Raw genomic sequence first — 26,913 nt, forward strand, 5'->3', positions numbered from 1 at the left:
GCCCGCAGGCAGAGGAACAGGAACCCGCTCGCTTCGCAACGGGATGTCGCCCGGATTGCTGATATTCCCCGGCGTGGGGTGTGCGGGAACCGTCAGGACCGCACACTCGGTGACGGAGGTAGCGTCCTTCCACTGTCGTAAACGAAGCGAGGGCAACAAGCGTGCGCATCATGGTCACCGGCACCGAGGGTTACCTCGGCTGCCTCACCGCTCAGGAACTCCTCCGGGCCGGCCACCAGGTGGTCGGGGTCGACACCGGTTACTACAAGCACGGTTGGCTCTACCCGGGGCTGGAGTGGGTTCCCGAGACGCTGGCGCTGGACATCCGCCGCATCGAGCCGCAGCACTTCGAGGGCATCGACGCCGTCGTCCACATGGCCGAGCTGTCCAACGACCCGATCGGTGACCTGATCGGGGACATCACCTACGACATCAACCACAAGGGCTCGGTGCACCTGGCCCAGGTGGCCAAGGACGCCGGGGTCTCCCGGTTCGTCTACATGTCCTCGTGCAGCGTCTACGGCGTCGCCGACGGCACCGTCGACGAGAGCAGCCCGGTGGACCCGCAGACCTCCTACGCCCGGTGCAAGGCGCTGGTCGAGGGCGACGTCGGCCCGATGGCCGACGACGGCTTCTCGCCGACCTTCCTGCGCAACGCCACCGCGTTCGGCGCCAGCCCGCGGATGCGCTTCGACATCGTGCTGAACAACCTGTCCGGCCTGGCCTGGACGACGAAGAGGATCGCGATGACCAGCGACGGCTCGCCGTGGCGGCCGCTGGTGCACGCGCTGGACATCGCCAAGGCGATCCGGATGACGCTGGAGAGCCCGCGCGAGCGGGTGCACGGCGCGGTCTTCAACGTGGGCAGCGAGGACAACAACTACCGGGTGCGCGACATCGCCGAGATCGTGGCCGCCGAGTTCCCCGGCTGCGAGCTCACCTTCGGCGACCCGAGCGCGGACAACCGCAGCTACCGCGTGGCCTTCGACAAGATCCGCGAGGTGCTGCCCGGTTACGAGACCGATTGGGACGCCAAGGCCGGCGCCCACCAGCTGCACCGCATCTTCGAGGCCATCGACCTCGACGAGGCCACGTTCACCGGTCGCGGCCACACCCGGCTCAAGCAGATCGAGTACCTGATGCGCACCCAGCAGGTCGACCCGCAGCTGTACTGGAAGGCGTCCTCGTGAAGTACACGCCGCTGGGCGTCGACGGCGTCCACCTGGTCGAGATGGAGCCGTTCTCGGACGAGCGCGGCTTCTTCGCCCGCTCGTTCGACACCGCCGAGTTCGAGCAGCACGGCATGCGGCCCGAGGTGGCGCAGTGCAACGTGTCGTTCAACCACCGGGCCGGCACGCTGCGCGGGCTGCACCTGTCGCTGCCCGGGCACCCGGAGGCCAAGTTCATCCGGTGCACGCGCGGGGCGATCATCGACGTCGCGGTCGACGTCCGCCCGGACTCGCCGACCTACCTCCAGCACGTCGCGGTCGAGCTGACCGCGGAGAACCGGACGGCGCTCTACCTGCCCCCGCACCTGGCGCACGCCTACCAGACGCTCACCGACGACACCGAGGTGCTCTACATGGTGAGCGTGCCCTACGCGCCCGGTGCGGAGATGGGCTTCCGGTACGACGACCCGGCGTTCGGCGTGGAGTGGCCGCTGCCCGTCTCGGTGATCTCGGACAAGGACGCCGCCTGGGCGCCGTTCGACGCCGACGCGAACACCGAGCGCTTCGCCACGGGGGTGCGCGCGTGATCGTCGTCGACACGCTCCTGCAGCAGCGGCAGACCGAGGGCCGCCCGGTCGGGATGGGCCTGGTGGGCGCGGGCTTCATGGCCCGGGGCCTGGTCAACCAGGTGGTCAACAGCACGCCCGGGATGCAGCTGGTCGCCGTCTCGAACCGGACGCCGAGCCGGGCGCACGACATCGTCAGCGAGGCCGGCGCCGTCCCGGCCGCCGCCGACAGCGGCTCGGCCGTCGACCGGATCGCGGCGCGCGGCGAGGTCGCGGTGACCGACGACTTCTCGGTGCTGCTCGCCAGCGACCGGGTGGACGTCGTCGTCGACGCGACCGGGTCCGTGCCCTTCGGCGCCGAGCTGGCGCTGGCCTGCATCGCCGCGGGCAAGCACCTCGTCCTGCTCAACGCCGAGGTCGACGCCACCCTGGGCCCGCTGCTGGTGACCAAGGCCGACGCGGCCGGGATCGTCTACACCGGCGCCGACGGCGACCAGCCCGGCGTCCAGATGAACCTGATCCGCTTCGTGCGGCAGTTGGGGCTCACCCCGCGGGTCGCCGGCAACATCAAGGGCCTGCAGGACCCCTACCGCAACCCCACGACCCAGGAGGGGTTCGCCAAGCGCTGGGGGCAGGACCCCTGGATGGTCACCAGCTTCGCCGACGGCACGAAGGTGAGCGTCGAGCAGGCGCTGGTCGCCAACGCCGCGGGGCTGACCGTGCACCGGCGCGGCATGCTCGGCATGGACCACACCGGTCACGTCGACGAGCTCACCGGCGTCTACGACGTGGCGGAGCTGCGCGCCCTCGGCGGTGCCGTGGACTACGTGGTCGGCGCCAAGCCCGGACCGGGGGTCTACGTGCTCGCCGAGCACGACGACCCGAAGCAGCGGCACTACCTGGAGCTGTACAAGCTGGGCACCGGCCCGCTGTACAGCTTCTACACGCCGTACCACCTGTGCCACTTCGAGGTCCCGACGACGGTCGCCCGGGCCGCGCTGCTCGGCGACGCCACCATCCGCCCGGCGGGCGCACCGCTGGTCGACGTCGTCACCGTGGCCAAGACCGACCTGGCGGCCGGCACCGAGCTGGACCGGCCGGGTGGGTACCACTACTACGGCGAGGCCGAGCGGGCCGACGTGACGCACGGGAGCGGGCTGCTCCCGGTCGGCCTGGCGGAGGGTGCCCGGCTGCTCCGGGACGTCGCCAAGGACGAGGTAATCCGGTACGGCGACGTGGAGCTCCCGGCCGGCCGGTTGGTCGACCGGCTGCGCGCGGAGCAGGACGAGCTCTTCTTCGGGTCGGCCGCGGCCGCCGAGGTGCGGGCGACGACCGCCCCCTGAGGGGGCTGAGCGGTCGAGGAGGCCCCGGGGGTGTGCAGGTGACCCCCGGGGCCTCCTCGCGTCCTCCCCGGCCCGAGGAGGGGTGATCAGTCCTCGGCGCCGGGCCGGGCCGCGAGCGCGGACAGCAGCGGGCGCACGGCGGCGTCCCAGGAGTGATCGGCGGCGACCGCGGCCGCCCCCTCCCGGCCGAGGGCGGCGGCGCGCTCCGGGTCGGCCAGCAGCTCGGCGACGGCGGCGGCCATGCGCTCGGGGTCGTCCTCGGCCACCACGCCGCGGCCGATGAGGTCCTCCAGGCCCTCGGCGCCGATTCGGGTGGCGACCACCGGCCGCCCCGCGGCCAGCGCCTCGAGGATCTTCAGCCGGGAGCCACCGCCGGCCAGCAGCGGCGCGAGGCACACCCGGGTCCTGGCGTACCAGGGGGCCAGGTCGTCGACGGTTCCGGTGACCTCCACGTCGGGGCCGGCGAGCCGGCGGACCCGCTCCGCCGGGTCCCGGCCCACCAGCTGCAGGTGGGCACCCGGCACCCGAGCGACGACGCGGGGCCACACCTCCTTGGTGAACCAGGTCGCCGCGTCGACATTGGGACCCCAGGACATCAGCGCCACGAGGCTGGCGACCGGTGCCTCGGCCGGGGGCAGGGGGTCGACCTCGTCCCACGCGTTCGGCACCACGACGACGCGGGGGTGGTCGACCACCCCCGCGAGCGTCTGCCGGTCCGCCTCGCTCACCACGGCGACCACGTCGACGTCGGAGACCCGGCGCTCGGCCGCGTGCAGGGCCCGCGCCTCGGCCGCGTACACCAGCTTCTTGGGGCCGGAGGACGAGTCGGCGATCCGCTGGGCCAGCTGCGACTCGACGTTGTGCATGTCCACCACCCGCAGCCCCGCGGGGAGCCCGGCCGCGTAGGGCAGCAGCTGCACGTGCTCGACCACCAGCGCGTCCGTCGGGGTCTGCGCGGCCTCGGCCACGGCCCGGGCCAGCCGGGGGTCCCAGAACCGGGCGCCGGTGATCGTGCGCGTCCGGAGCAGCCCGCGGGCGACGTCGGCGGGGCGCCGGGTGAGCGGCACGGCCCGGACGTCGATCCCCTCGGCGCGCAGCGGCTCGACGTCCTCGTTGGGCCCGGTGAAGGCGCACAGGGTGACCGGGCCCTGCCGGCGCAGCGCGCGGACGATGCCCAGCACGCGACGCTTGTCGCCGCTGTTGGGCGGCCAGGGGACGAACTTGGCCACGACGATGCTGCGCACCGAACGGCTCCTCGGTAGAAGGACGGGTCGCCGCAACCTATCGCCTCGGCCCGGAGCCCGGAGTCCGGGCGTGTCGTCACAGGACGCACCGGAAAAGTGAGCCAGCTCATAGTTTCATCGTTGTAACTCATTCCCGCAGGTCAGCGCGGCTGCCGATCCGTGCGCGCGGGAGATTCCGGTGACGGATGGGGCGTCTGGGACTTCCGGTCACTGGCCGTGACTAGAGCGTTGCTGTCTGGTCGTGCCAGCATTCGGTCTGTCGCTGACGCAACACGGACAGTGGTTTTCGCGCCGCTCGTGTCGCCCGGCGCACCTCCTTCTCCGGCCTCTGGCCCGGACCGCTCCACACACGCCCGTCGGCCGGCACCTGCCGCGCCGCCCTGCCCGAGAGGCCACGCTCCGATGCGCCACGCCAAGTCCCGTCTGTCCCGGCTGCGCCGGAGCCCGCGGGCCTCGTTGAGCCTGGTGACCGCCGTCTGCGCCGTCACCACGCTCAGCTTCAGCGTCTCCACGAGCCTCGGCTCGGCCGCCCCCGAGGTCGCCGAGTCCGCTGCTGCCTCCCAGGACGCCGGCGAGCTGGCGGCGGGTGCGCCGACCGACCCGAGCGTCTCCGCCGCCCAGGCTCCCGCCGAGGCCGCGACCTCCGCGGTCGCGGAGGACACCGCGGCGTCGTCCGAGGCCTCGGAGGACCCGGAGGAGGCCGAGGAGTCCGCTCCGGCGGCGGGCAGCGGCCCGGCCGCCACCGCGCGGTCCGAGACGGCGGCCGCCGCCCCGGCGCCCGTCGCCGTCCCGGCGCCCCCCGTTGCCGCCGCCGGCAGCCCCCTCACCGCCGCCGTGCCCTCGGGGACCTGGCTGTCCGGCGCCTCCGGCGACGGCGTGGCCGACGGCTCCTTCGCGAAGTGGCGTGGCAGCCCGGTGACCGTCGGCGGCACCTGGGCGGACAACAACGAGGCCATGACCGAGCTCTGGCAGTTGGACCCCGGCGGCGAGTTCGGCAAGTGGAACCAGGCGCTGGACATCGCGATCGGCGCCATCGGTGACGGCGAGTCCTGGCAGCAGGCCGCCAACGGCGCCTACGACCAGCGCTGGCGGGAGTCCCTCACGAACTTGAAGGCCAAGTGGGGCAACCGGACGGCGCCGCTGTTCATCCGCTTCGCCCACGAGATGAACGGCAACTGGTACACCTGGTCGGTCGACGAGCAGGACAAGGACGCCTTCATCGCCGCGTGGCGGCACTTCCGCGAGCTGCAGAAGGAAATCTTCCCGGCCGCCAAGCTCGTCTTCTGCGTCAACCGCGAGTCGGTGGGCAGCGGCTTCGACTGGCGCGAGTCCTTCCCGGGTGCCCAGTACGTCGACGTGATGGCGGTCGACTACTACAACCAGTACCCCTACGTCGCCACCGCGGCCGACTGGGCGAAGTCGCTGACCGCCACCGACGGCCACGGCGCTCCCAAGGGGCTGCAGAAGCACCTGGAGTTCGCCCGCAGCGTCGGCCTGCCGCTGGCCGTCCCGGAGTGGTCGGGGAACGCCGACGAGGGTGACTCCGCGGCCTTCATCCAGGGGATGGGCAACTTCTTCCGCACCAACGCCGGCGGCGGCGCCGGGCAGATCGCCTACGACGTCATGTTCAACATCGATAAGGACGGCGGCCGGTGGCTGCTCTACGGGGACACCCGGATGCCGGCGTCGGCCTCGGCCTACCAGAGCGCGTTCTGACCGACCGCTGACCACGCCGGGGGCGTCCCTTCCCAGGGGCGCCCCCGGCGTCGTCTCCCGGTCAGTCCCGGGACGTGACCTCGCGCCCGCCGACGAAGGCGCGGCCGGTGAAGGCGCCCAGCGCGTAGGCCCAGTGCTCGTCGGCACGGCGCCGGTCCCGCCGGAGCCGCTGCTCCAGGGTGCGGACGGCGTAGCCCAGCCCGATCACCCCGGTCATCAGCTCGGCCCGCACGCGGGGGTGGTACTTCCGCAGGTACCGGGCCATGGACGCGCCGCGGAGCCGCATCATCTCCAGCGACGGCGCGCCGGACCCCCCGCTCGACCCGGTGATCAGGACGTCGGTGCGCAGCCGCTCCGCCATGCCCTGCCGGCGGCTCACCCGGCCGAAGGCCATATCCTCGTTGTAGACGTAGAAGTCCTCGTCGAAGCAGCCGAGGTCCAGGAAGGCCTGCCGGCGCACCGCCATGCAGCCGCCGCTGACCCAGTCCAGGTGCACGGGGGTGCCCACCTCGGGCCGGGCGTAGATGCCGGCGCCGGGGAACAGCTTGTGCAGCGCGACGGCGTGGACGGCGGCGCGCCGCAGCGAGGGCTCCCAGCCGCCGACGCCCAGCTGTGACCGGCCGTCGGGCTCGACGAGGGTCCCGCCGCTCGCGGAGCACCGCGGGTCGGTGGCCACGTCGGACACCAGGGTGGCCAGGTCCGCCGTCGTCGGCCGGGTGTCCGGGTTGATGAACACCAGGTGCTCCGCCGTGGAGGTGCGGGCGCCGAGGTTGGCCGCCCGGGCGAAGCCGACGCCGCCGCCGCGCAGGTAGCGCCCGTTCCGGCGGGCCAGGACGACGTCCTCCAGGCCGTCGGAGCCGTCGGAGTTGTCCACGACGACGAGGGGCAGGTCCGGGGGCAGCCCGGCGAGCATCTGCTCCACCTGGGCGCGGCTCCGGTAGGCGACGACGACGGCCTCGACGTCCCGCAGCGGCGCGGGGTCGGTGGTCGGCTCGTCGGGCCGGGTGGCCGGTGCAGGCTGCTGTGTCACGATCGCATCCTCGAGGGCATTCAGACTCCAGTCGCTCGACGGTAGGTTCTCGCATGGACCCACCGGCCCGAGTGCCGGGCCTCGCCTCTGCGCCGCCTGCCCGGCACGATCGGACACCGGAGACTGCCACGTGACGCATCGGATCGGGAACGGCCGACCACCCGGCCGGGCGACCTCGGTCCTCGATCGGGCGGTGCAGGCCGCGTCCGGCGTGGCTCGTGGCCGCCGTCCGCGCCGGCCGGTGCTGATCGGCATCGGCGTCCTCGTGCTGGCGCTGGCGTTCGCCGTCGTCTTCGCCGTCGTGCCCGAGGACCGCGAGCCGGTGGCGCAGCCGGCCGACACCACCGTCTCACCGCCGGCACCGTGGCTGTCCGGCGCCGCCGGGATCGGCGTCGTCGACGGGGACTTCGGCGCCTGGCGCGGCCGGCCGGTCGAGATCTCCGCCACCTGGGCGGACTCCGACGAGGCCATGCTCCAGCTCTGGCAGCTGCAGCCCGGCGAGGAGTTCGGGGACTGGGACCTGCCCCTGGACATCGCCATCGGCGCGTTCTCCGAGGACGACGGCAGCTGGGAAGAGGCGGCCGACGGGGCGTACGACGCCCGCTGGGAGGAGTCGCTGACCACCCTCCGGGAGCTGCGGGCGGACCGGCCGGGGACGACCTACGTCCGGTTCGCGCACGAGATGAACGGCGACTGGTACGCGTGGTCGGTCGACGAGGACGACGCCGAGGACTTCGAGGAGGCCTGGCGCCGGTTCCGCGAGCTGCAGGAGGAGGTCTTCCCCGACGCGCAGCTGGTGTTCTGCGTGAACCGCGAGTCGGTGGGCACCGGCCTGGACTGGCGCGAGCTGTTCCCGGGCGCCGAGTACGTGGACGTCCTGGCCGTCGACTACTACAACACCTCGCCGCCGGTCAGCACGGCGGAGGAGTGGGCGGACTCCCTCGACGACACCGACGAGTGGGGCGGGCCCAAGGGCCTGGACCAGCACCTCGCCTTCGCCGCGAGCGTGGGACTCCCCCTGGCCGTGCCGGAGTGGTCCGGCAACGCCGACGAGGGCGACTCGCCGGCCTTCATCGAGGGCATGTACGAGTTCTTCGACACCCACGGCGGCTCCGGCCCCGGGCAGCTGCTCTACGAGATCCAGTTCAACGAGGAGAAGGACGACGACAACTGGGCGCTGTACGACCCGACCACCCGGATGCCGCGGTCGGCGGAGACCTACCAGCAACTCTGGTGACCCCACCCGGTCGGGCGAGCACCGGCTTCCCGGAGCCCCCCGCGCAACGCCGTCGAGGTAGCCTCCGCCGAGTGACCGTCCGTGCCCGTCTGTCCGCCCTCCAGGGCCGCGGCCTGCGGCAGGTCGCCGGCCGCGCGGGGTGGAACTTCGCCGACCAGGCGGTCTCCAGCGCCACGAACATGGTGCTGTCGCTGCTCGCCGCCCGGGCGCTGAGCGTCGACGGGTTCGGCGCCTTCTCCGTCGCGTTCACCATCTACACCTTCCTGATCTCCGGCGGCCGCTCGCTGATCAGCCGGCCGCTGGCGGTGCGGTTCGCCGCCGCGAGTCAGGCGGACTTCCGCACGGCGTCCCAGGCGACGACGGGCGCCACCGTCGTCCTGGGCATCGTCTCCGGCGTGGTCGTGGCCGCGGTCGGCCTCTCGATGAGCGGCGACCTGGGCACCTCCCTGCTCTGCATGGGGGTGCTGCTGCCCGGGCTGCTGCTGCAGGACGCCTGGCGGGTGGTCTTCACCACCGAGGGCCGGCCGTCGGCCGCCTTCGTCAACGACCTGGTGTGGGGCCTGGTCCAGATCGGCCTGGTGATCGCGGTCCTCGCCCTCGACCGGGAGAGCGCGGTCACCGTGCTCCTGGCCTGGGGTGGCGCCGCCCTGGTGGCCGCGGTGCTGGGCTGCGTCCAGTTCCGCGGGCTCCCGCGGGTGCTCGCCAGCGCCGGCTGGATGCGCGACCAGCGGGACCTGCTGAAGTACTACTTCGCGTCCTTCATCACGATCATGGGGGCGAACCAGCTCACCCTGCTGCTCATCGCCGCGCTGGGGACCGCCGCCGACGTGGGTGCCCTGCGTGCGGCGCAGGTGGTGCTCGGGCCGCTGAACCTGGTCGGGTACGCGCTGAGCGCGTTCGCCATCCCGGAGATCTCCCGCCGGAAGCTGTCCGGCCGGCGGGCCGTCCAGGCCGCCGGGGCGCTGTCGGCGGTGCTGGTGGCGGCCAACCTGGTGTGGGGCGGGATCATGCTCGCGCTGCCGGACCGGGTCGGCGTCGCCCTGCTCGGCGCCTCATGGGAGGCGGCGCAGTCGGTGCTGCCCGCGACGCTCGTGGGACTGGTCGCCATCGCGGTCGGCTTCGGCGCCAGCTCGCTGCTGGTGGCGCTCGGCTACGCCAGGGAGACCTTCCGGATCAACTGCCTGCTGGCGCCGGGCTTCCTGGTCTTCGGGCTCGGCGGCCTCGAGTTGTGGGGTGCCCCGGGGGCCGCGCTCGGGCTGTCCCTGGCGCAGGTGGTGGTCGCGCCGGCGATCTGGTGGCGGGTGCTGGTGCTCATGCGCGGCGGCCGTGGTGGCGACGGGCGGCCCCCCGCCGACGGGCCCGGCGCCGCGCAGGCACCCGCCCTCGACCGGGCATAGGGCTAAAGGGTGAATCCCTCTTCCAGGGTGACCGTCGGCCTGAGATCGTTCCTCTGAGCGCGGCGAGGGACCACGGGGGTCGAGAGCACACATGCACGTCCGATGGCCGCTGGCCGGCCAGTCCAGTCCCATGACCGTGGGCGGGGCGCGGTGAGGCCGCCGGGTCGCCGCACCCCCGCCACGAAGGAGAACGCGATGTCGTCTGGCCCCGGGTCCCGCCTGCGGATCCTCTACCGGCACTACGGCGGTGACAACACGAAGCCGCGTCCCGGGTACTACAGCAAGATGCTCGCGCTCACGTCGCTGCTGCGCGCCGCGGACGCCCTGGACACCGCGCCGGAGCTGGTCTACATCAACGACCAGGTGCGGCCCGGGCCGATCCTGTCGCTGATGGAGGCCACCGGTGAGGTGGTCCCCGTGCGCGGCGGCAGCGACTCCCGGTCCTACCGCGCCATGCTCGAGCGCGAGGCGGCCCGCTCCGCGCCGGCCGACCAGTTCCTCTGGTTCTCCGAGGACGACTACCTGTACCGGCCCGACGCCCTGCGGCACCTCGCCGCCGGTGCCGCGACACTCACCGACGTCGACTACCTGACGATGTACGGGTCGCGGGCGCTGGACACCGAGGCGAGCGGCCGGCGGGTGGTGCGCCGCACGGTGACCGGCGCGGCCGGCGACCCGGCCGCGGTTCCGATCGGCGACGTCGAGTGGTACCACGCCGTCTCGACGACCAGCACCTTCGGCACCCGGCTCGGGACGCTGCGGGAGGACCTGCGGCTGCTGAACCTGTGCGCCGTCAGCGGCGGCTCGTGGGACCACACCACCGCGCTGGCCATCGCCGGGTTCCTGCCCTTCACCGGTGCCCAGCTGCGCGCCGACCTGCTCCCGGGGCGGTCCGTGCCGCTCGCCGAGTGGCCGCGCACGATCATGCGGGGCGGCGTGCGCCTGGCCGTCACCGCGCGGTCGCTGCGCCGACCCTCCCACCGGCGGCGCCTCTTCGCCGTCGACCCCGAGCTGATCTCGCACATGGAGAGCGAGCAGCCCGGGTCCCGCCCCGAGCCGAGCGCGCGCACCGCCGCGACGGACTGGGCAGCCATTGCCGAGGCGACCTCCGCCTGGGCCGAGGAACGGGGGATCTCCGTGGACCAGCAGGTGACGTCGTGAACCCGATCCCCTTCCTCCGCCCCCAGCTGCCGTCCCTGGAGGCCATCGGCGCCTACTACCGGCTGGCCGAGGAGGCGCGGTTCTACTCCAACGGCGGGCCGTGCGAGCGGATGCTGCGGGAGCGGCTGTCGAACCACCTCGGCGGCGTGGGCTGCGTGCCGGTCCACAACGCCACCAGCGGGATCACGATCGCCGTCCGGGCGGTCGCCGACGCCGCAGGCACGGGGGACCGGCGCTTCGTCGTCATGCCCTCGTACACCTTCGTCGCGACGGCGGGCGCGGTGCGGATGCTCGGCTACGAGCCGCTGTTCATCGACGTCGAGCCCGCCGCCTGGCAGATGGACGGCGAGGCGCTGGCCGACGTGCTGACCCAGCGGGGCGGCGAGGTCGCCGCGGTGCTCGGCACGCACACCTTCGGGCTGCCGCCGGCGGCCAAGGTGCAGCAGGGCTGGCAGGAGATCTGCGCCGAGCACGGTGTGCCGCTGGTCATCGACGCCGCCGCCGGGTTCGGTGCGGTCGACGACACCGGCACCCTCACCGGCCGCGACCAGGTCCCGCACGTCTTCTCGTTCCACGCCACCAAGACGTTCGGCATCGGTGAGGGCGGCCTGGTGACCACCCTCGACGCGGACCTGCTGGAGCGCATCGACGCGCTGCACTCGTTCGGCTTCGTGCAGGGCCGGGTGGCCACGTACGCGGGCGTCAACGCCAAGATGGACGAGCTGCACGCGGCGAGCGCGCTGGCCGTGCTGGACGGGTTCGACGAGATCGTGCGGCGTCGCCGCGAGATCGCCGCGTACTACCGCGAGCACCTCGAGCCGCACGGCTTCGCCTTCCAGACGGGTGCCGCGGGCGGCACCTGGCAGGCCGGCTACCTGGTGGCGCCCGACGCGGCGACCCGCGCGGCCGTGCTTACCGGAGCGGCTGCGGCGTCCGTGGGGGTCACGGCCTACTACGACCGGCCGGTGCACCGGCACCCCGCCTATGCCGACGCGCCGGTGCACGGTGCCCTGACGGTGACCGACGACCTCGCGGCGCGGGCCCTCGCCCTGCCGATGGCCAACGACCTGTCCGTCGAGGAGCGGCAGCGGGTGGTCGAGGTGGTCCTCGACGCCGCCCGCGGGGTCAGCGGCCAGTAGCAGCAGAAAACACACGCCCCCGGCGCCCAGGACCCTGGGCGCCGGGGGCGTCGTGCGTGCCGGGGAAGTGGTCCCCCTACCCCGGCGCGCGAGATCCGGCGCTGTCAGACGGTCTGGTCGGACTGCTTGCGGACGCGGAAGCGGAGGATGGTGGCGTCGCCCGACCGCGTGCTGCTGAGTGGTTGCAGGGCTGTCCTCGCAAGGCCCGGGGACGAGAAGCGGATGCCCTCGCCGAGCAGAACCGGCAGTACGTACACCAGGATCTCGTCGACGAGCCCCCGCTGCAGGCACTGGCCGGCCACGTCGGCGCCGAGGATCTCGAGGTCCTTGCCGCCGGCGGCGTCCAGTGCCGTGGCGACGGCGTCGCCGATGTCGCCGGTGAGGATCGTGACGTGCGGGTTCGGCGGCACCAGCGGCCTGTGGGTGAGGAGGAACATGGGCCCGGAGAAGGGGTAGTCGACGCTGTCCGGCTTCTCGGCCTCCATCCGCTCGCCCACCTCCCACGTCCGCCGGCCGACGAGCATGGCGCCGGTGGCCGCTGCGATCTCCGCGAGATCGTCCGGTGCCACGAAGTCGGCGAGAGCCCGGTCGTCCCCCCAGTCCATGGAATGGCCGGGACCGGCGATGAAGCCGTCCAGCGACATGCACCGGTTCACGACGACCTTGCCGCTCATCTCACGACCACCGTCCCCGGGTCATCACCGCACGTCCGACCTCTCCCGAGCCGACGGCCGCGAGACCTCGGCGCGCTGTCACGGTTCAGATTCTCCCGCCGATCGGGGCAGTCGGGGAAGTGCCGCTCCAGCAGGTCCACGCGCGACGACCGAGCCGGGGCACCCGGCCAGAGCCCGGCGTCCGAGAGGGACCTCCGCGGCGGCGGTCAGCCGATCGGGGCGGGGGCCCTCCGCGCCCGCTCCTCGGCGGCGCCGAACCCGGACAGCAGCCACATCAGGACGGCGGTCTGCGGCTGGAGCAGCGCCCCGGAGAGCACGAAGACCATGAAGACCATCGAGGCCGGGACCGCCCGCCACGGCGCCCGGTCGATCGTCGCGAGCACCAGGAACAGGATGAACAGGCCCCCGGCGAGGATCCCGTACTCGAACGCCAGCTTGGGGATGATCGAGTACAGGACGTCGGTGCCGTTCACCGTGACCTCCTCGCTGGGCAGGACGCGGTCCACCGCTCCCGGGCCGGCACCGATGAAGAAGCGGACCGGCTCGGCCATCAGCCCGTCCCAGGCCGCCTGGTAGGGCAGCACGAAGCGGGCGTTGCCGCTGGTCCCCTCCTGGGTGAACTCGCCCTGGCGCTCGAGCAGGAACGACCCGACCGGGCTGAAGTAGATCAGCACCGGGATCAGCGCGCCGACGACCACGTAGCTGACCCGCAGCAGCCGCGGCGCCCGGACCAGCAGCAGGCCGGCGCCGACGCCGAGCAGCACCAGGCCGGTCCCCGAGACCGCGGAGGCCAGGCCGCCGGCGAGGAGCAGCAGCTGCCACGCGCGGACGCGGAGCACGATGCCGATCAGGATGGCCAGGGCGCAGTACTGCGAGAGGAACGACGGTTCGAGGGCCACGAACGCGGTGGACTTGAAGACGCCCACGCCGTAGCTGAGCTCGTTCGTGTAGTTGTACATCGGGACGACCCAGCCCGAGGGCAGGAGGTCCCGGAGCACGTCCGCCCACTCCCAGACCCCGGCCAGCTGCGCGCCGAGCTGGGCCATGCCCACGACGGAGAGCACCAGCATGGTCCGGACGAACGTCCGTCCCGCCTGGGCCACCACGGCGGCTCCGTACGGGCCGCGCACGCAGAACACCCAGGGCAGGTACAGCGCGATGAGCAGCGCGAGCGAGGACAGCGAGAATCTGTCGTCGACGTCCAGCCAGGAGACGGCGGCCGTGGTCAACAGGACGGCGCTCACCGCGACCGTCAGCAGGCCGGCCCGCAGCCGGCTGACCACGACCATGTGCGTGACGACGGAGACGCCGAGGAACGCGTAGGCCATCGGGACGGCCGCGGACACGACGGTGCCCCCGGCGTCGACCCCGATCCGCTGCAGGAGGACGACCAGGACGACGAAGACCGTCACGAGCCGCAGGTACCAGGCCGGCGGGGCAGGGAGGGCACCGCCGCGGGGACGGACCGGGACCGCGGCCGTCGGCCCGGGCACCTCGGTGGGGCGGGTGAGGGTCACGGCGGTCACGTCCTCCCGCGTCGCAGGGACGGCGGTCACAGGTGCAGGTGCCGGTGGCGCACGGTGCCCTCGGCCCTCCCCACGCAGGATCCCAGCTGCCGGGCCGCGACGACGAGGTCCTCCCGGCGCCGGGCGCGGACGAGCAGCAGCACCGGACGCCCCCAGCGCAGCAGGGCCCGCACCGGGTTCCCCGACGTGGTCAGCCCCCGGGACCGGTACCGCTTGTGGAGGGCGACCTCCCAGGAGGCCCACACCCGCGCCTGGCGGAACGCCTGTCCCGGCCGGGTGCGGAGCCGGTAGGAGATCGTGGCGTCCGGCACGAAGGAGAGCCGGGCCCCGGCGTCCAGTTGGGCCCGCCAGCTGAAGTCGGTGTCCTCGCAGATCGGGTAGGTGCCGTCGAAGCCGCCGATCTTGCGGAAGACCTCGCTGCGGACGCCGAGCGCCGCGCTGATCGACCACGGCAGGAAGTCGTGGTAGGTCATCGGCCCGTCGGCCTGCATGGACCCCCAGCGGCTGGTCAGCGCGGGCGGGTTGAGCCGCTCCAGGTCCACCCGTGCGGCCACGAGCTCGCTCTCGTCGAGCGCGGCGCCCATCGCCGCCACGTACCCGGGGTCCACGACGTCGTCGTCGTCGACGAACAGGATTCCCGGGTGGCGGGCCCGCTCGGCGCCCACGTTGCGGGCGTACCCGGGGGTGGTCTCCCGGCGGTCCTCGACCAGCTCCAGCTGCGGCAGCTGGGCGCGCCACGCGGCCACGGTCGCGTCGGCCGCGCCGGGCAGGCCGTTGTTGACCACGACCACCTGCGCCGGGGGCCGGGTCTGCGCGGCAAGGGCCGCGAGCTGCTCGGTCAGGTGCGGGCCGCCCACGGTGGGCACGACCACGGTCACGTCCACGACGGCGCCTTCGACGACCGTGCCTCGAGGTGCTCGGCCAGCCGGAGCGCCAGGGCGACGATGGTCAGCGTCGGGTTGGCGTAGCCGCTGGTCGGGAACACCGAGGTGCCGCACACGTAGAGGTTGCCGACCCCGTGGACCCGCAGGTCCCGGTCGACGACGCCGGTCGCCGGGTCGGTGGACATCCGGGTGGCGCCGATCGGGTGGTAGGCGTCCTCCACCTCCTTGGTCCACTGCTCGCCGTCGAGCCAGTCGGTGGCGTCCAGGCGCCCGAGGTCGAGCCGGCGCAGCTCGGCGTCCAGGGTGTCGACCATGACCCGCGCCGTGCGGCGCTCCAGCTCGGTCAGGCGCCAGTCGACGCTCGCCTTGGGCAGCCCCAGGTCGTCGCGCTCCTCCGACAGCGTGATCCGGCTGTCCGGGTTCGGGGCCTGCTCGAGCAGCAGCTGGACCTGCATGCGCTCGACCGGCGCGGCGCTGGGCCGGCCCTGGGCGAAGCGCCGGAACCCCGCGGTCACGACGGGGGCCAGCTCGCGGAGGGCCGCGCGCACCTCGGCCAGCCCGACGCCGGCGGGGCGCCGCCTGCCCTGGAGGGCGCTGGAGAGCTCCCGCGCGGTGGCCACCCCGGGGGTGACGGCGTGCTGGTAGACGAGCGTGGCGATCGTGTTGAGCACGCGCTCCCGGCTCTGGATCCCCCAGCCCAGCCGGATCCGGGGGACGTACCGGACCTTTCCGCGGCCGAGCCGGCCGTAGAACTGCTGCAGCGCCTCCGGCCGCTCGCTGAGGACGTCGACCCACACGGTGGGGTGGTCCTGCAGGTAGCGCCCGAGCGCGCCGAGCCGGCCGCCGAGCCCGGACAGCAGCAGCAGCCGCGCGTTCTCGATCCCGCCGCCGCACACCACGAACGTCCGGGCCCGCACCCGGCCGGTCCGGCCGGGGAGGGAGCGGAGTTCCAGCTCCTCGGCGGTGGCGCCGTCCGGGCTGGTGCGGATCCCGGCGGCGGTCGCGTGCAGCAGCACCTGCACGTTGCCCGCGCGCTCGAACTCCGCCCGGTAGAAGGCACCGACGTCCGGATGGCTGCTGTACATCGACGACCGGTGGTACAGGAGGTCGCCGTCGAAGGCCGGCGGGACCAGGCCGAAGCGGCGCCAGGCCTGCTCGTCCGCGGCCTTGTCCGGGATGCCGAGCCAGGCCGCGGCCCGGTCGTAGAACGGGTCGAGCTCCTCGATGGTCAGCGGCCAGCCGCTGTCCGGCACCCAGTCCCGGACCTCGAGGTCCAGCCGGTCCAACCGGATGCACTGGCCCGGCCAGACCGTGCCGGTGCCACCGAAGGTGCGGGCCCGGCCCTCGCGGAGGCTCATCGGCAGCCCGACGTTGTCCCCGTCGTTGAGCCGGGTCGTCGCCGCGTCCGGGATGAGCCCGCCGCTCTCCACCAGCAGGACCCTCCTCGACGTGCCGAGGAACTGGCGGGCGATCGCGAGGCCGGCCGGCCCCGTTCCCACGATGCAGACGTCCGCCTCGTGGTCCGTGCCGACCGAGGGGTCCCCGAAGTCCAGGATCATCGGCCGAGCGCTCCCACGACGACCCGGTGCAGCTCCTCCGTGGCGATGGTGTCGCCGATCGCCTCGGCCGCGGGACCGGTGGCGATGCAGAAGCCGTCCCACCGGTGCTGGCCGGTCTGCGCACGCCGGATGTTGGGGTACTCGACGCCGTTGACGACCGCCGGGGACTCGAAGGCCGCCGGGTGCCAGTGCACGATCATGTCCGGGAGACCGGCGGCGTGCGCGCCACGCGGCGGCCGGGCGACGTCGGACACCACGGGGCGCCCGTCGGCCGTGGTCAGCGCCAGGAACTCCTTCTCGAGGGTCTCGCAGACCTGGTCGTACTGCTCGGGCGGGACGATGCCCTCCGCCTCGCGACCGGCGAGGTTGATCCGCACGATGCCGTACTGCTCGATGGGCAGCGCGAAGGCCGTCGTCCGCGACCAGTCGTAGGCGGGCATGACGCTGTCCTGCCCCCATTGGCTGCGCTTGGCCAGCGGGACCGACTTGCGGTAGAGGTCCCGCAGCGGGCCGGGCATGAGCTTCTTGACGGTGGCCAGCACCGACCGGTGGCTCGCCCCCTCCTCGACGTACGTCATGCCCAGTCCCTCGAGCAGCGGCTCGACCACGGGCGGCAGGCCGCGGGAGGGCCCCATGCCGTGCAGCGCGAAGACCAGCACCGTCGTCTCGGGCCCGGCGGCCTCGACGATCCGCCCCACCTGCCGGTCGAGCTCCCGGTACAGGTCGGCCAGCGTCCGCTCCGGCACGGCGACCGGCGGGAGGTCCGTGTACATCGGCAGCTCGGGCTCCACGGTGTGCCACAGGAAGTGGCCGGCGTGGTGCGCCTCCTCGAAGATGACGAGGGAGAGGTCGGGCTGCTCCCGGCTGATCAGCTGCGTCGCGAGCTCGCCGCGCAGCCGGACGCCCTCGATGCACTCGTCGAGGAACCCGGCGTACTGGTCCGGCTCGACCGGCACCTGCGCCAGCGGGTCGGTGAACGGGTGCTCCGGCAGGCCCTCGGCGACCTCCTCGGCGACCCCGGGGGAGATCCGGACCCGGCCGTCGACCCGGGAGTGCGCGCCCCACTCGTGCACGTCGAAGCCGGGCGTCGTCCCCAGGAACGGCGAGAACGGGACGTCGATGACGCCGACGCTCGTGCCCTGCTCCCGCAGGCTCTTCCAGAACGGCGTCAGCCGCTCCTCGTCGGTGTAGGCCAGCCGCATCTGCGCCGGGTCCCAGTTCCAGATCGAGTACTGCCCGTGGTCGCAGGCCTGGCAGCCGGTGTGGAAGTTCGGCCAGACGCAGCCGCTGCTCCACTCGGTCGGACCGGTCACGCGGCTCCACGTGCCGCGGTCGAGCAGGGCCTTCATCGCGGGCATCTCACCGGCGTCGATGAGGCTCTTGATCAGCGAGGACTCGGCAGCGTCGAGGCCGATCGCCAGGACGCGGCCGCCCGCGCGGTCGTGCTCGGGGATCTCTGCCACGGGGGTTCCTCCAGGGGTGGGGGACGAGGTGTCGTCCCTCGGGGTGTCTGTGGTCACGAAGGGCGGCCGGCCGGGACCGAGGACCCGGGGACGGGGTCGGGGCCCGGCGTACCGCCGTCCTCCCCGACCGCGCCGGAGTCGCGCGGAGCTCCGGTGCGGTCGGCCGGTCCGCCGTCCCGCCGCTCGCGCGGCTCGCGCGGCTCCGGACGGGAGCCCTGCTGCGGAGCGACCGAACGGCCCGCCGTCCCGCCGAGGGAGGGCAGCCACGTCCGCCGGGTGACCAGCACGCCTGCGCACTCGCCGCCGGCCAGCGCCAGCCGGCGACGGAACTCGCGGAGCTCCTTGCTGCCCCGCTTGCCGTGCACGACCGCGACGGCGCCGCGGGTCTCACCGAGCAGGGTGAAGGCGGCGGCCTCGCTGACGGCGGGCCCGGCGTCGACGAGGACCAGGTCCGCGGAGTCCGACAGCGTGGTGAGCACACCGCGCAGGACCTCGGCCGAGGCCTCGTCGTCGCGCCCGATCCGCACGCGGCCGCCGTGCGGGCCGCTCAGGGCGGGGACGGTGTTCAGTGCGGCGCCGAGGTCGGCGCCGGCGGCCCAGGCCGCGGTCAGCGAGAGGGCGGGCGCCGGGACACCGGCGCGGCGGAGCAGGTGCCCGTCGGGCGTGGCGTCCACGATCACGACCGAGCGGCCCTGGGCGGCGTCGGCCTCGGCGAGGCCGAGCAGCGCGCTCGCGGCGCTGGTCTCCCGGCTCATCGAGCTGAGCAGCACCGACGGCGACTCCTCGTCGGCCAGGCGGTAGCGCAGGGCCTGCAGCGCCATGGCGTAGGACCCCGGCCCCGGTTGGGTCGGGGCGGCGGAGGAGCCGAACCAGCGGACGGGGACCTCGCCCAGGAACGGACCGCCGGCCTCGGCGGCCAGCACCTCGGGCCCGGACGGCCGCCGCCGGCTGCGCAAGCTGAGCGCCAGGCCGGCGGAGAGCAGGAAGGCAGCCGCGGCCGCGAGGTAGGCGTTGCGCTGCGGCGTGGGGGACACCGGCTGGCTGGGGACCCGCGCCGGCTGGATGACGGTCACGCCGTCGCCGAAGGTCGCGGCGCGGGCGCGGATGTCCTGGATGAGCACCTCGTCGCCGGCACTGACCGCGACCGCCTGCTCGGCCAGGGCGTTCACCTGGTCGGTGGTGAACTGCGCGTAAGCGGTGGCCACCGCGTCGGCCCGCCGCGCGGCGAGGGCCGGGTCGGCGGCCTCGGCCGTGATCAGGATGCCGTCACTGGTGCCCGCGGGGACCGCCTCGATCTCGCCGAGGAGGTCCTCACCGGGGACGCCGTCGGCGACGATCGCGGCCGCCCGGTTCAGGACGTCGATCGTCGTCATGATGTCGACCTGGTTCTGGACGTACCGGTCGGGGCTGCTGTTGCTGAACGACGTGGAGATCGGCGAGAAGTTGGTCGAGGCGGACAGGACCACCCGCGACGTCGCGTGGTACTCGGTGGGCTGCCGTTCGCTGTAGCTGTACGCCAGCGTGTAGGCGAGGAAGGTGATCAGCGCGACCGGCACGGCGGCGCGGAGCAGGGTGGGCAGCAGGCCTGCGCCTGGGCCGCGACGGCTGTCCTCGTCGGTCGGGACGGGCCCGTCCGTGCTGGCGGTCTGCGGGGTGCTTCTCATGCTGGTCTTCCTGTCCTCGATGTCGTGGCAGGTGTGGCGTGGGGTGTCCGGCCGCACTGCACACGGCAGGTGAGCGCCGACGCAGGCACGAGCCTGCCCTGTCGGGTACCGGAACGTGGAGTACTTCGCCCAGGGATCACCGTGTCGTGGGGTCCGAGGGGTTCGCCCGGACGCCCTCTCCCGTGATCACGCCTGGGCCTGCCGGCCGGGCGTCGCTGCCTCCGCGGGAAACGGGCACAGCTCCGCTCGGTTGATGGGCCACGCGGACATGCTGCCCCGAGATCCCCCTCTCTGACCAGGGAATATCGCGACTCGGAGTGACCGTACGCCCGCGTGGTGACCGGAGTGCACCGACATCGCAGGACAATCGCCTGGTAGCGCGGACGGGCGCGCCCCGCTGTGTCGTTGGTCATGGCGGCCCGCGACTTTAGCGCTCCGTAGTCACCTCGTTACGCTCAGTGATCATCCGTTCGGGTGACAGCTGGGCGTGTCGTCGTCGCCGCCGGCCGCACGTCGATCCGCCGGTCCCCGGTGTGCCGCCGGCAGGCGATCGGTCGGAGAGGAGCCGGCAGCAGGACGGCGGCCGTAGAGGGTCATCGACCGAGCGCTGCGAGGATGCGTCCCTGCACGTCCTCGCCGGAGAGCGGCCCGACGGCCGCTGAAGGGCCGCTCTCGATGCAGAAGCCGTCCCAGTGGTGCTGGCCCGTCTGCTCCCTGCGGATGTTGAGGATCTCGACTCCGTTCACGCACGCGGGGGACTCGAACACCGCGGGGTGCCAGTGGGCGACGAGATCGGGCAGCCCGGCTGCGTGGGAGCCGCGCGGCGGCCGGACGACGTCCTCCACGACGGGACGGCCGTCCACCGTGCGCAGCGCCCGCAGCGCGCGCTCGATCAGGGCGCAGGTCTCGTCGTACTCCGCCGGGGGGACGATGCCCTCCGCCTCGCGACCGGCGAGGTTGATGCGGATGTTCCCGTACTGCTCGTAGGGCAGCGCGAAGGCCTTGGTGCGCGGCCAGTCGTAGGCGGGCAGGATCCCCGACTTCCCCCACTGGCTGCGGCGGGCCAGCGGCACGGACTTGCGGTACAGGTCACGCAGCGCCGAGGGCACGCGCCGCTTGATCGCATCCCGGACGGAGTGCCGGTTCACGCCTTCGAGGACGTGTGTCATGCCGAGTCCGGCGAGGACCGGTTCGAGGACGGGAGGCAGGCCGCGGGCCGGACCCATCCCGTGCAGGGCGAACACCAGGACCGTCGCGTCGGCCCCGGCCGCCTCGACCAGCCGGCCGACCTGCCGGTCCATCTCGCGGTAGAGGTCCGGGAGCGTCGTCGTGGGCCTGGCGACGGCCGGCACGTCGGCGTAGAGCGGGAGGTCGGGCTCGACGGTGTGCCACAGGAAGTGACCGCAGTGGTGGGCCTCCTCGAAGACGACCAACGAAAGGTCGGGCCTCCGCTCGACGATCAGGCGTTCTGCGAGGTCCCCCCGCAGCCGCAGACCCTCCATGCAGGAGTCAAGGAACCCGGGGACGTCCGCGGGGTCGTACGGCACGGTGGCCAGCGGGTCCGCGAAGGGATGGGGCGGGAACTGCTTGACCACCTCGGCCACCGCCCGCGGCGAGGCGCTGACGTGACCGTCGATGCTCGAGTGCGCCCCCCACTCGGTGACCTCGAAGCCGGCCTCGAGCCCGACGAAGGGGGCGAAGGGGACGTCGAGCACGCCCACGGTCGCGCCCGTCTCGGCCAGGTCCTTCCAGAACGGCGTCGGACGGGTCTCCCCGGTGTAGGCGAGGTGCATCCGCGCCGGGTCCCAGTTCCAGATCGAGTACTGACCGTGATCGCAGGCCGGGAGGCCGGTGGAGAAACTGGGCCAGACCGCCCCCGCGCTGAACCCGGTGGGGGAGGTCACCCGGCTCCAGGTGCCACGGGCGAGCAGGGACTGCAGCGCGGGCAGCTCACCGGCGTCGATCATCCGCTCGACCAGCGAGGACTCGGTGGCATCCAGGCCGATGGCCAGGACCCGACCTGCACCGTTGTGCGACACACGAACTCCTCTTGTCGGGCATTCCCGGACGCATTCTCGGGACGGCGGTGTCCGGAGCTGCCCATGCTGCCCCAGATCCGTTGGTCCGGACCAAGGATCGTCGTGCGATCGAACGCTCACGCTGGGTGAGGGTCCGGAGGTGTGGTGGCCCGTCCCATCGCGTATCGGAGGTCCCCCACGACGGACCGGGCGGCGCCGCGACGGGCAACGATCGATCAGCCCAGCATGGCGTCCAGCCAGGCGTCGGTCCGGCGGTCCCAGGTGCGGGCAGTGGCCCAGTCGACGCGCTCCTTCGCCCAGCTCACCGGCTCGTCGGTGGCCGCTTGCATGGCCGCGGCCATCTTCGCCGGACCGGTGATGAAGTACGTGTGCGGGGGGACGTCGCTGGAGTGCTCCAGGTGGCCGGCGGTCGAGATGACCGGCAGACCCCGGGAGCAGTAGTCGTAGGTCTTCATCGAGGACTGACCCCAGGCGCGGCTGGCGACGTCGGGCACCAGCGCGACGGTCGCGGCGTCGAGCACCTCGGCCAGCTGGTCGCGAGGGACCAGGCCGCGGTACCGGAACCGCCCGGGGAACTCCTGCTCGAGGGACAGGAACCGCCGCGCCGCGTGGCGCTCGCGCTGCGGGAAGACCAGCTGCCCGTGCACGTCCAGGGTCCAGTCGGGCAGCGCCCGGAGCACGGCGCGGACCAGGTCGACGTCGAACCGGGCGGCGATGCTGCCGACGTACACGGCCGACCGCTCCGCCCGCTCCACGGTCTGCGGCGCGCACACCAGCGCCTCGTCGGTGCCGTTGGGCACCACGACCGGGTCCCGCCCGGGGAAGAGGTCGGCCAGCACCTCGTTGACCACCACGACCTCGTCGGCCTCGTCGGCGATGCGACGAAGCTGGTCGGGCAGCCCGCGGGCGCCCGGTAGCAGCCGGGCCCAGTCGTCGGTGCAGTCGAAGACCACCCGGCCGCCGAGCGCCCGGGTGGCGCGCCACTCCCAGGGCAGCATCACCACCGTCAGGTCCTGCTCCCAGCCGGATCGACGGAGGAAGCCGCGCAGCGTGGCGGCGTCCAGGCGCTCGGCCCGGCCGCCGCGTGAGCCGGGGAGCAGGGTGGACCGCTCGGTGACCCGCACCCCCGGCGCGGCGGGGGCCCAGTGGGCACGACGCAGGTGCCGCCACCAGTTGCCGGGGTCGGTGCGGGTCCGGCGGACGTCCGCGGGTGCCTGCACGAACTGCACTGAGGTGCCCCGGCGGACGAGCTCCCGGGCGAGCATCTGCTCCCGGCGGATAGGTGGGTTCCACGGGTCCTTGGCGAGGAACCCGACGCGGGCAGGGCCGGTCCGGTGGTCGTCGGGGCTCAGCGGGGGACTCCTGCCGTGGTCACCCGACCGACCCTAGGAGCAGGCGGCGGAGTGCGCCGGTCAGACTGGACACACAGCGCCCCGGCCCGGTGGGCGGGGTGGGGGGTCTGGTGCGCTCGCGTGTCCGGGAGGCCGCCGTCCTCCGCCTGCCGTTGCCGCTGAAGCGCGCCGTCCTCTTCCGGCGGGCGCACGGGCGCTGGCCGGGGCGGCCGCCGCGCACGTTCACCGAGAAGGTGAACTGGCGCGTGGTGCACGACCGGCGGCCGCTGATCGGGCAGCTCGGGGACAAGCTGGCCATGAAGGAGTACGCGCTCGAGGTCCTGCCCGCGGTGAACGTGCCGCGCGTGCTGTGGACCGGCACGGAGGTGGGCGAGCTGACCAGCGCTGCCCTGCCGGAGCGCTGGGTGCTCAAGCCCAACCACGGGACCATGCGGGTGCACGTCGGCACCGGGACGCCGGACGTCGCGGACCTGCGGCGCGTCACCCGCGACTGGCTGGACGAGCCGCTGTACCGCTCGCGCGGGGAGTGGGTGTACAGCCAGGCGCGGCGGCTGCTGCTCGTGGAGGAGTTCCTGGGCTCCGACGGCGAGGTCCCCGCGGACCACAAGCTGATGGTGTTCGGCGGCCGGGTGCGGCTGGTGCAGGTGGACACCGGGCGGTTCGGCACGCACCGCCGGCGGCTGTACACCCCCGACTGGCAGCCGGTGGACGTCGACGAGGCGGTCGCTGCCGGGCCGGTGACGCCCCCGCCGGCGAGCCTGCCGGCGATGGTGGAGATCGCGGAGCAGCTGGGGCGGGCGTTCGACTTCGTGCGGGTGGATCTCTACGACGTGGCGGGCGAGGTCTGGTTCGGGGAGCTGACGCCCTACCCGGGCGGTGGACTGGACCGGTTCGACCCGGAGCTGGACCGGGTGCTGGGCGCTGCGTGGCAGCTGCCCGCGGCGGTCAGCGGTGCGTGCCCGCCAGTAGCTCGCCGACCGGCCGGGTGTTGACCACCCGCTCGGCGAGGACGCCGCACTCGACCGCGCGGGTGCACCCGTTGTCCTGCCAGTCGAGCTGGCCGGGGGCGTGCGCGTCGGTGTCGATGGAGAACTCGCAGCCCAGCTCGACCGCGCGGGCGAGCAGCCGGCGCGGCGGGTCGAGGCGCTCGGGACGGGAGTTGATCTCCACCGCCGTCCCGGAAGCGGCGCAGGCGCGGAAGACGGCGTCGGCGTCGAACTCGCTCTCTGGGCGCGGTCGCTGGCTGCCGTTGCGCTGCCGCCGGCCGATGACCAGCCGGCCGGTGCAGTGCCCGAGGACGTCGGTGTGCGGGTTCTCGACCGCGGCGAGCATCCGTTCGGTCATCTGCGTGCGCGGTGCCCGCAGGTCGGAGTGGACGCTGGCGACGACGACGTCCAGGCGGCCGAGCAGCTCGTCGGTCTGGTCGAGGGTGCCGTCGACGAGGATGTCGACCTCGATGCCGGTGAGGATCCGGAAGGGGGCCAGCTCCTCGTTGAGGGCGGCGACCACGTCCAGCTGTCGTTCCAGCCGCTCGGGGCTCAGCCCGTTGGCGACGGTGAGGCGGGGGGAGTGGTCGGTGAGCGCGAGGTACTCGTGGCCGAGGTCGATCGCCGTCTCGGCCATCTCGCGGATCGGGCTGCCGCCGTCGGACCAGTCGGAGTGCGCGTGCAGGTCACCGCGCAGCGCGGCGCGCAGGGTCCCGGCCTCGTCGGCCAGTGGCGCGAGCTCGGCGTACTGCTCCTCGAGCCGGGCGAGGTAGGCGGGAACCTCGCCGCGGTGGGCCTCCGTGACGACGGCGGCGGTCTTGTCGCCGATCCCCTTGAGGTCGGTGAGCGTCTTGAGCCGGACCCGGCGGTCGAGGTCGGCGTCGTCCAGACCGGCGACGACGGTCGCGGCCGTCCGGAACGCCTGAACCCGGTAGGACGGCTCGCGGGCACGCTCCAGGAGGAAGGCGATCCTCCGGAGCGCGCCCGCGGGGCTGAGCCGGTCGCTCAGGACTTGATCTTCTTCGCCTGCTTGGCCGCCCGCTTCTGGGCCTTGGCGGCCTTCTTCGACGCCCGCTCGTAGCTGGCCTCGGCAGCCGCGGCGGCGCTGGCGGCGGTGCGCTTGGCCCACCAGCCCACCGACGGCTTGCCCTCGGTGTCGACCGCGGCGATCAGCAGACCGCCGAGCAGGCCGAGGTTCTTGAGGAAGTGGGACAGCTGGCCGAACCGCTCCTTGGGGTTGTCGTGCTCCCAGAAGCGGTGACCGGCCAGCGTCGTCGGCACGATCGAGCCGGTGAGCAGGAGCGCGGAGAGGCGGGGGAACTTGCCGAGCGCGAAGAGCGAGCCGGCGGCCACCTTGACGGCGGCGTCGATCTTGACCCACTGCTCCACGTCCCGGGAGACCTGCACCGGCAGCTGCTTCTCGGCGACGTCGGTGATCTGTTCGACGATCGGGGCGGCGCCGGGCACGCGGGTCTGCGGGTTGCGGAGGGTGTCGATGCCCCCGTAGATGAACGACGAGGCGAGCAACGGCCGGGCGATCCGGCGGACCAGCATCTTCAGACCTCTTCCCATCGGTGACGTCGGCGGGAGCAGTGCCCTGGCCAGCGCCGGGGCCGCTCCTGCCTTGGGACCGTAGTGAGGTGTGACGACCACCGCCTGGTCAAACGGTGTGCCGGGGTGCGCCGGAGAGGCGGCCACGGGCGTCGGCCACCCTGCGAGGCGGCCGGGTGGCGCAGCTGTTATGCCGCGCTGCGCTGCGCGCGGAGGATGTCCGCCACGTAGAGGGGCGTGTCCACAGAGGTCACGGCTTGGGTGGAGCTCTCGCGACGGTCGGCGGTCGCCACCGAGCGTCCGAGGAGGCTACCCATGGCCAGGGCCATCACCATCCAGGCAATCCCGACAACCGCGAAGATCATGGGTTCATTTCTAGTCGGATAAGTGTGCCCACGCGTGTGTGTTTCCGGCACATCTTCTGCCAACGTCAGTTGATCATCGTTGTCGTTCTGACTTCGCTCCGTGACTGGTGTGACACGCGGTGTGAAAGCGCTGGACGGGATCGGACAACGGCCACGTCGGGCGTCAGTCGTAGGGGTTGGTCAGCACCGTGCGGGCCTGCAGGACGGTGAACGTCGCCGGCGGGCCGGCGGTGGTGGTCGTGCCCGGGACCGTGGCAGGGACGCCGCCGTCGACGGTGTAGGTGGCGCCCCAGGTGGTGGTGAGCGAGGCGGTGTAGCTGCCCGAGGCGTAGTCGTGCGTGATCGTCTGCTGGGGGTAGGGGGCGCCCGGCTCCGTGGTGGTGAGCACGGTCCCGTCCCCGGTGTCCCAGGAGAAGGCGGTGGCCCGGGCGACGATGACGACGGTGAACCCGCGGATGTCGACGGTGAAGGTCTGCTCGGTGGGGTCGTCGGTGTAGAAGATGACCGGCAGTCCCACCAGGGCGTTGCCCGGGGGTTGCTGGCGGGTGGTGAGCTGCGGGAGAGGGAGTTCCTGGAAGTAGCGGAACACCTCCTCCGGCGACGGCGGCGGGTTCAGGTCCGTGACGTCAACGCATCCAGAAAAGACGGTTGTCCACTGCCCGTAGGGACTGCCTGCTGGAACCCCTGCCGGAGGTGGTACGCCATCGACTGGCTGGCCGTCGGGGCGAACCAGGCGCTGACTCTGAACCACGTAGTAGCCGATTAAGCGATCCGGAATCGGATCGCAGACCAGTTCACCCATTTCGCACCCGCCGACCTGCTCGTCGGACACCTGGCATTGCGTCCTC

23 protein-coding genes are annotated in these 26,913 nt (G+C 73.2%); 9 read left to right on the plus strand and 14 right to left on the minus strand.

The features are described 5' to 3' along the window. Window positions 1-170 precede the first annotated feature (170 nt). The 3 genes from HK417_RS00365 to HK417_RS00375 are packed head-to-tail and all read left to right on the plus strand — an operon-like array spanning window position 171 to window position 3,078. Window positions 171-1,190, plus strand: a complete 1,020-nt coding sequence (locus HK417_RS00365; RefSeq protein WP_261325606.1) for an NAD-dependent epimerase/dehydratase family protein — start codon at window positions 171-173, stop codon at window positions 1,188-1,190. Further along, complete coding sequence (rfbC, locus tag HK417_RS00370; RefSeq protein ID WP_222262203.1) at window positions 1,187-1,756, plus strand: dTDP-4-dehydrorhamnose 3,5-epimerase; 570 nt, start codon at window positions 1,187-1,189, stop codon at window positions 1,754-1,756. Before HK417_RS00365 ends, rfbC begins: the two co-directional genes overlap by 4 nt. Next, window positions 1,753-3,078 (plus strand): NAD(P)H-dependent oxidoreductase, encoded by a 1,326-nt coding sequence (locus HK417_RS00375; protein WP_222262205.1) that lies wholly within the window; start codon window positions 1,753-1,755, stop codon window positions 3,076-3,078. The genes rfbC and HK417_RS00375 overlap by 4 nt, the downstream gene beginning before the upstream one ends. A gap of 86 nt (window positions 3,079-3,164) precedes the next feature. Here HK417_RS00375 and HK417_RS24775 read toward each other — a convergent pair whose 3' ends face one another. Further along, a complete protein-coding gene (locus HK417_RS24775) occupies window positions 3,165-4,322 on the minus strand; it encodes a glycosyltransferase (protein ID WP_222262207.1) in 1,158 nt (385 codons plus the stop codon). Window positions 4,323-4,724: 402 nt separating this feature from the next. On the opposite strand from HK417_RS24775, the gene HK417_RS00385 reads away from it, so the two are divergent. Next, a complete protein-coding gene (locus HK417_RS00385) occupies window positions 4,725-6,038 on the plus strand; it encodes a glycoside hydrolase family 26 protein (RefSeq protein WP_222262209.1) in 1,314 nt (437 codons plus the stop codon). 61 nt (window positions 6,039-6,099) lie between these two features. Here HK417_RS00385 and HK417_RS00390 read toward each other — a convergent pair whose 3' ends face one another. Then, window positions 6,100-7,068, minus strand: coding sequence for a glycosyltransferase family 2 protein (locus HK417_RS00390; protein ID WP_308123279.1), 969 nt, complete (start codon window positions 7,066-7,068; stop codon window positions 6,100-6,102). A gap of 130 nt (window positions 7,069-7,198) precedes the next feature. On the opposite strand from HK417_RS00390, the gene HK417_RS00395 reads away from it, so the two are divergent. The 4 genes from HK417_RS00395 to HK417_RS00410 all read left to right on the plus strand — a co-directional run bounded on the left by HK417_RS00395 (window position 7,199) and on the right by HK417_RS00410 (window position 12,002). Then, complete coding sequence (locus HK417_RS00395) at window positions 7,199-8,305, plus strand: glycosyl hydrolase (RefSeq protein ID WP_222262211.1); 1,107 nt, start codon at window positions 7,199-7,201, stop codon at window positions 8,303-8,305. A gap of 71 nt (window positions 8,306-8,376) precedes the next feature. Continuing rightward, on the plus strand, window positions 8,377-9,702 hold the full coding sequence (locus HK417_RS00400; RefSeq protein ID WP_222262213.1) for a hypothetical protein: 1,326 nt from the start codon (window positions 8,377-8,379) through the stop codon (window positions 9,700-9,702). A gap of 195 nt (window positions 9,703-9,897) precedes the next feature. Next, window positions 9,898-10,863, plus strand: coding sequence for a hypothetical protein (locus tag HK417_RS00405; RefSeq protein ID WP_222262215.1), 966 nt, complete (start codon window positions 9,898-9,900; stop codon window positions 10,861-10,863). Beyond that, window positions 10,860-12,002 (plus strand): DegT/DnrJ/EryC1/StrS family aminotransferase, encoded by a 1,143-nt coding sequence (locus HK417_RS00410; RefSeq protein WP_222262217.1) that lies wholly within the window; start codon window positions 10,860-10,862, stop codon window positions 12,000-12,002. Before HK417_RS00405 ends, HK417_RS00410 begins: the two co-directional genes overlap by 4 nt. 104 nt (window positions 12,003-12,106) lie before the next feature. Here HK417_RS00410 and HK417_RS00415 read toward each other — a convergent pair whose 3' ends face one another. The 8 genes from HK417_RS00415 to HK417_RS00450 all read right to left on the minus strand — a co-directional run bounded on the left by HK417_RS00415 (window position 12,107) and on the right by HK417_RS00450 (window position 23,076). Continuing rightward, entirely contained in the window at window positions 12,107-12,676 is a 570-nt protein-coding gene (locus HK417_RS00415) for a dihydrofolate reductase family protein (protein ID WP_222262219.1), read from the minus strand. A gap of 206 nt (window positions 12,677-12,882) precedes the next feature. After that, on the minus strand, window positions 12,883-14,202 hold the full coding sequence (locus HK417_RS00420) for a hypothetical protein (protein ID WP_222262221.1): 1,320 nt from the start codon (window positions 14,200-14,202) through the stop codon (window positions 12,883-12,885). A gap of 26 nt (window positions 14,203-14,228) precedes the next feature. Continuing rightward, complete coding sequence (locus tag HK417_RS00425) at window positions 14,229-15,086, minus strand: glycosyltransferase family 2 protein (RefSeq protein WP_222262223.1); 858 nt, start codon at window positions 15,084-15,086, stop codon at window positions 14,229-14,231. Further along, window positions 15,077-16,645: a GMC oxidoreductase gene (locus tag HK417_RS00430; protein ID WP_222262224.1), complete on the minus strand. Its 1,569-nt coding sequence runs from the start codon at window positions 16,643-16,645 to the stop codon at window positions 15,077-15,079. The genes HK417_RS00425 and HK417_RS00430 overlap by 10 nt, the downstream gene beginning before the upstream one ends. Beyond that, the gene (locus tag HK417_RS00435; RefSeq protein WP_222262226.1) at window positions 16,642-18,108 is read right to left on the minus strand and encodes an alkaline phosphatase family protein; all 1,467 of its coding nucleotides are present in this window, start codon (window positions 18,106-18,108) and stop codon (window positions 16,642-16,644) included. Before HK417_RS00435 ends, HK417_RS00430 begins: the two co-directional genes overlap by 4 nt. Before the next feature lie 53 nt (window positions 18,109-18,161). Then, window positions 18,162-19,772, minus strand: a complete 1,611-nt coding sequence (locus tag HK417_RS00440) for a hypothetical protein (protein WP_222262228.1) — start codon at window positions 19,770-19,772, stop codon at window positions 18,162-18,164. A gap of 593 nt (window positions 19,773-20,365) precedes the next feature. Further along, window positions 20,366-21,811, minus strand: a complete 1,446-nt coding sequence (locus HK417_RS00445) for an alkaline phosphatase family protein (RefSeq protein ID WP_222262230.1) — start codon at window positions 21,809-21,811, stop codon at window positions 20,366-20,368. A 215-nt stretch (window positions 21,812-22,026) separates the two neighbouring features. Beyond that, entirely contained in the window at window positions 22,027-23,076 is a 1,050-nt protein-coding gene (locus HK417_RS00450) for a hypothetical protein (protein ID WP_222262232.1), read from the minus strand. Between the two features lie 197 nt (window positions 23,077-23,273). Here HK417_RS00450 and HK417_RS00455 point away from each other — a divergent pair, with 197 nt between their 5' ends. Further along, a complete protein-coding gene (locus HK417_RS00455) occupies window positions 23,274-24,155 on the plus strand; it encodes an ATP-grasp fold amidoligase family protein (RefSeq protein WP_222262236.1) in 882 nt (293 codons plus the stop codon). On the opposite strand, the gene HK417_RS00460 is transcribed toward HK417_RS00455, so the two are convergent. The 4 genes from HK417_RS00460 to HK417_RS24780 all read right to left on the minus strand — a co-directional run bounded on the left by HK417_RS00460 (window position 24,109) and on the right by HK417_RS24780 (window position 26,654). Beyond that, window positions 24,109-25,158, minus strand: coding sequence for a PHP domain-containing protein (locus HK417_RS00460; RefSeq protein WP_222262706.1), 1,050 nt, complete (start codon window positions 25,156-25,158; stop codon window positions 24,109-24,111). The two genes, HK417_RS00455 and HK417_RS00460, sit on opposite strands and share 47 nt — an antisense overlap. Further along, a complete protein-coding gene (locus HK417_RS00465) occupies window positions 25,155-25,703 on the minus strand; it encodes a DoxX family protein (RefSeq protein ID WP_222262238.1) in 549 nt (182 codons plus the stop codon). The genes HK417_RS00460 and HK417_RS00465 overlap by 4 nt, the downstream gene beginning before the upstream one ends. 185 nt (window positions 25,704-25,888) lie before the next feature. Further along, window positions 25,889-26,065 carry a hypothetical protein gene (locus HK417_RS00470; protein WP_222262239.1) on the minus strand — a complete coding sequence of 59 codons (177 nt, stop codon included), beginning with the start codon at window positions 26,063-26,065 and terminating at the stop codon, window positions 25,889-25,891. A gap of 163 nt (window positions 26,066-26,228) precedes the next feature. Continuing rightward, window positions 26,229-26,654, minus strand: coding sequence for a hypothetical protein (locus HK417_RS24780; RefSeq protein ID WP_261325560.1), 426 nt, complete (start codon window positions 26,652-26,654; stop codon window positions 26,229-26,231). Window positions 26,655-26,913: the final 259 nt, after the last annotated feature.

It is taken from the genome of Modestobacter marinus, from assembly GCF_019799945.1.
GTDB lineage: Bacteria > Actinomycetota > Actinomycetes > Mycobacteriales > Geodermatophilaceae > Modestobacter > Modestobacter marinus_B.

Bases quoted from the DNA above. Each gene is read 5' to 3' on its own strand.
- HK417_RS00365 (WP_261325606.1), top strand. From the start codon at position 171: ATGGTCACCGGCACCGAGGGTTACCTCGGCTGCCTCACCGCTCAGGAA.
- HK417_RS00385 (WP_222262209.1), top strand. From the start codon at position 4,725: ATGCGCCACGCCAAGTCCCGTCTGTCCCGGCTGCGCCGGAGCCCGCGG.
- HK417_RS00405 (WP_222262215.1), top strand. From the start codon at position 9,898: ATGTCGTCTGGCCCCGGGTCCCGCCTGCGGATCCTCTACCGGCACTAC.
- HK417_RS00415 (WP_222262219.1), bottom strand. From the start codon at position 12,676: ATGAGCGGCAAGGTCGTCGTGAACCGGTGCATGTCGCTGGACGGCTTC.
- HK417_RS00430 (WP_222262224.1), bottom strand. From the start codon at position 16,645: ATGATCCTGGACTTCGGGGACCCCTCGGTCGGCACGGACCACGAGGCG.
- HK417_RS00440 (WP_222262228.1), bottom strand. From the start codon at position 19,772: ATGAGAAGCACCCCGCAGACCGCCAGCACGGACGGGCCCGTCCCGACC.
- HK417_RS00450 (WP_222262232.1), bottom strand. From the start codon at position 23,076: ATGCTCGCCCGGGAGCTCGTCCGCCGGGGCACCTCAGTGCAGTTCGTG.
- HK417_RS00465 (WP_222262238.1), bottom strand. From the start codon at position 25,703: ATGCTGGTCCGCCGGATCGCCCGGCCGTTGCTCGCCTCGTCGTTCATC.
- HK417_RS00470 (WP_222262239.1), bottom strand. From the start codon at position 26,065: ATGATCTTCGCGGTTGTCGGGATTGCCTGGATGGTGATGGCCCTGGCC.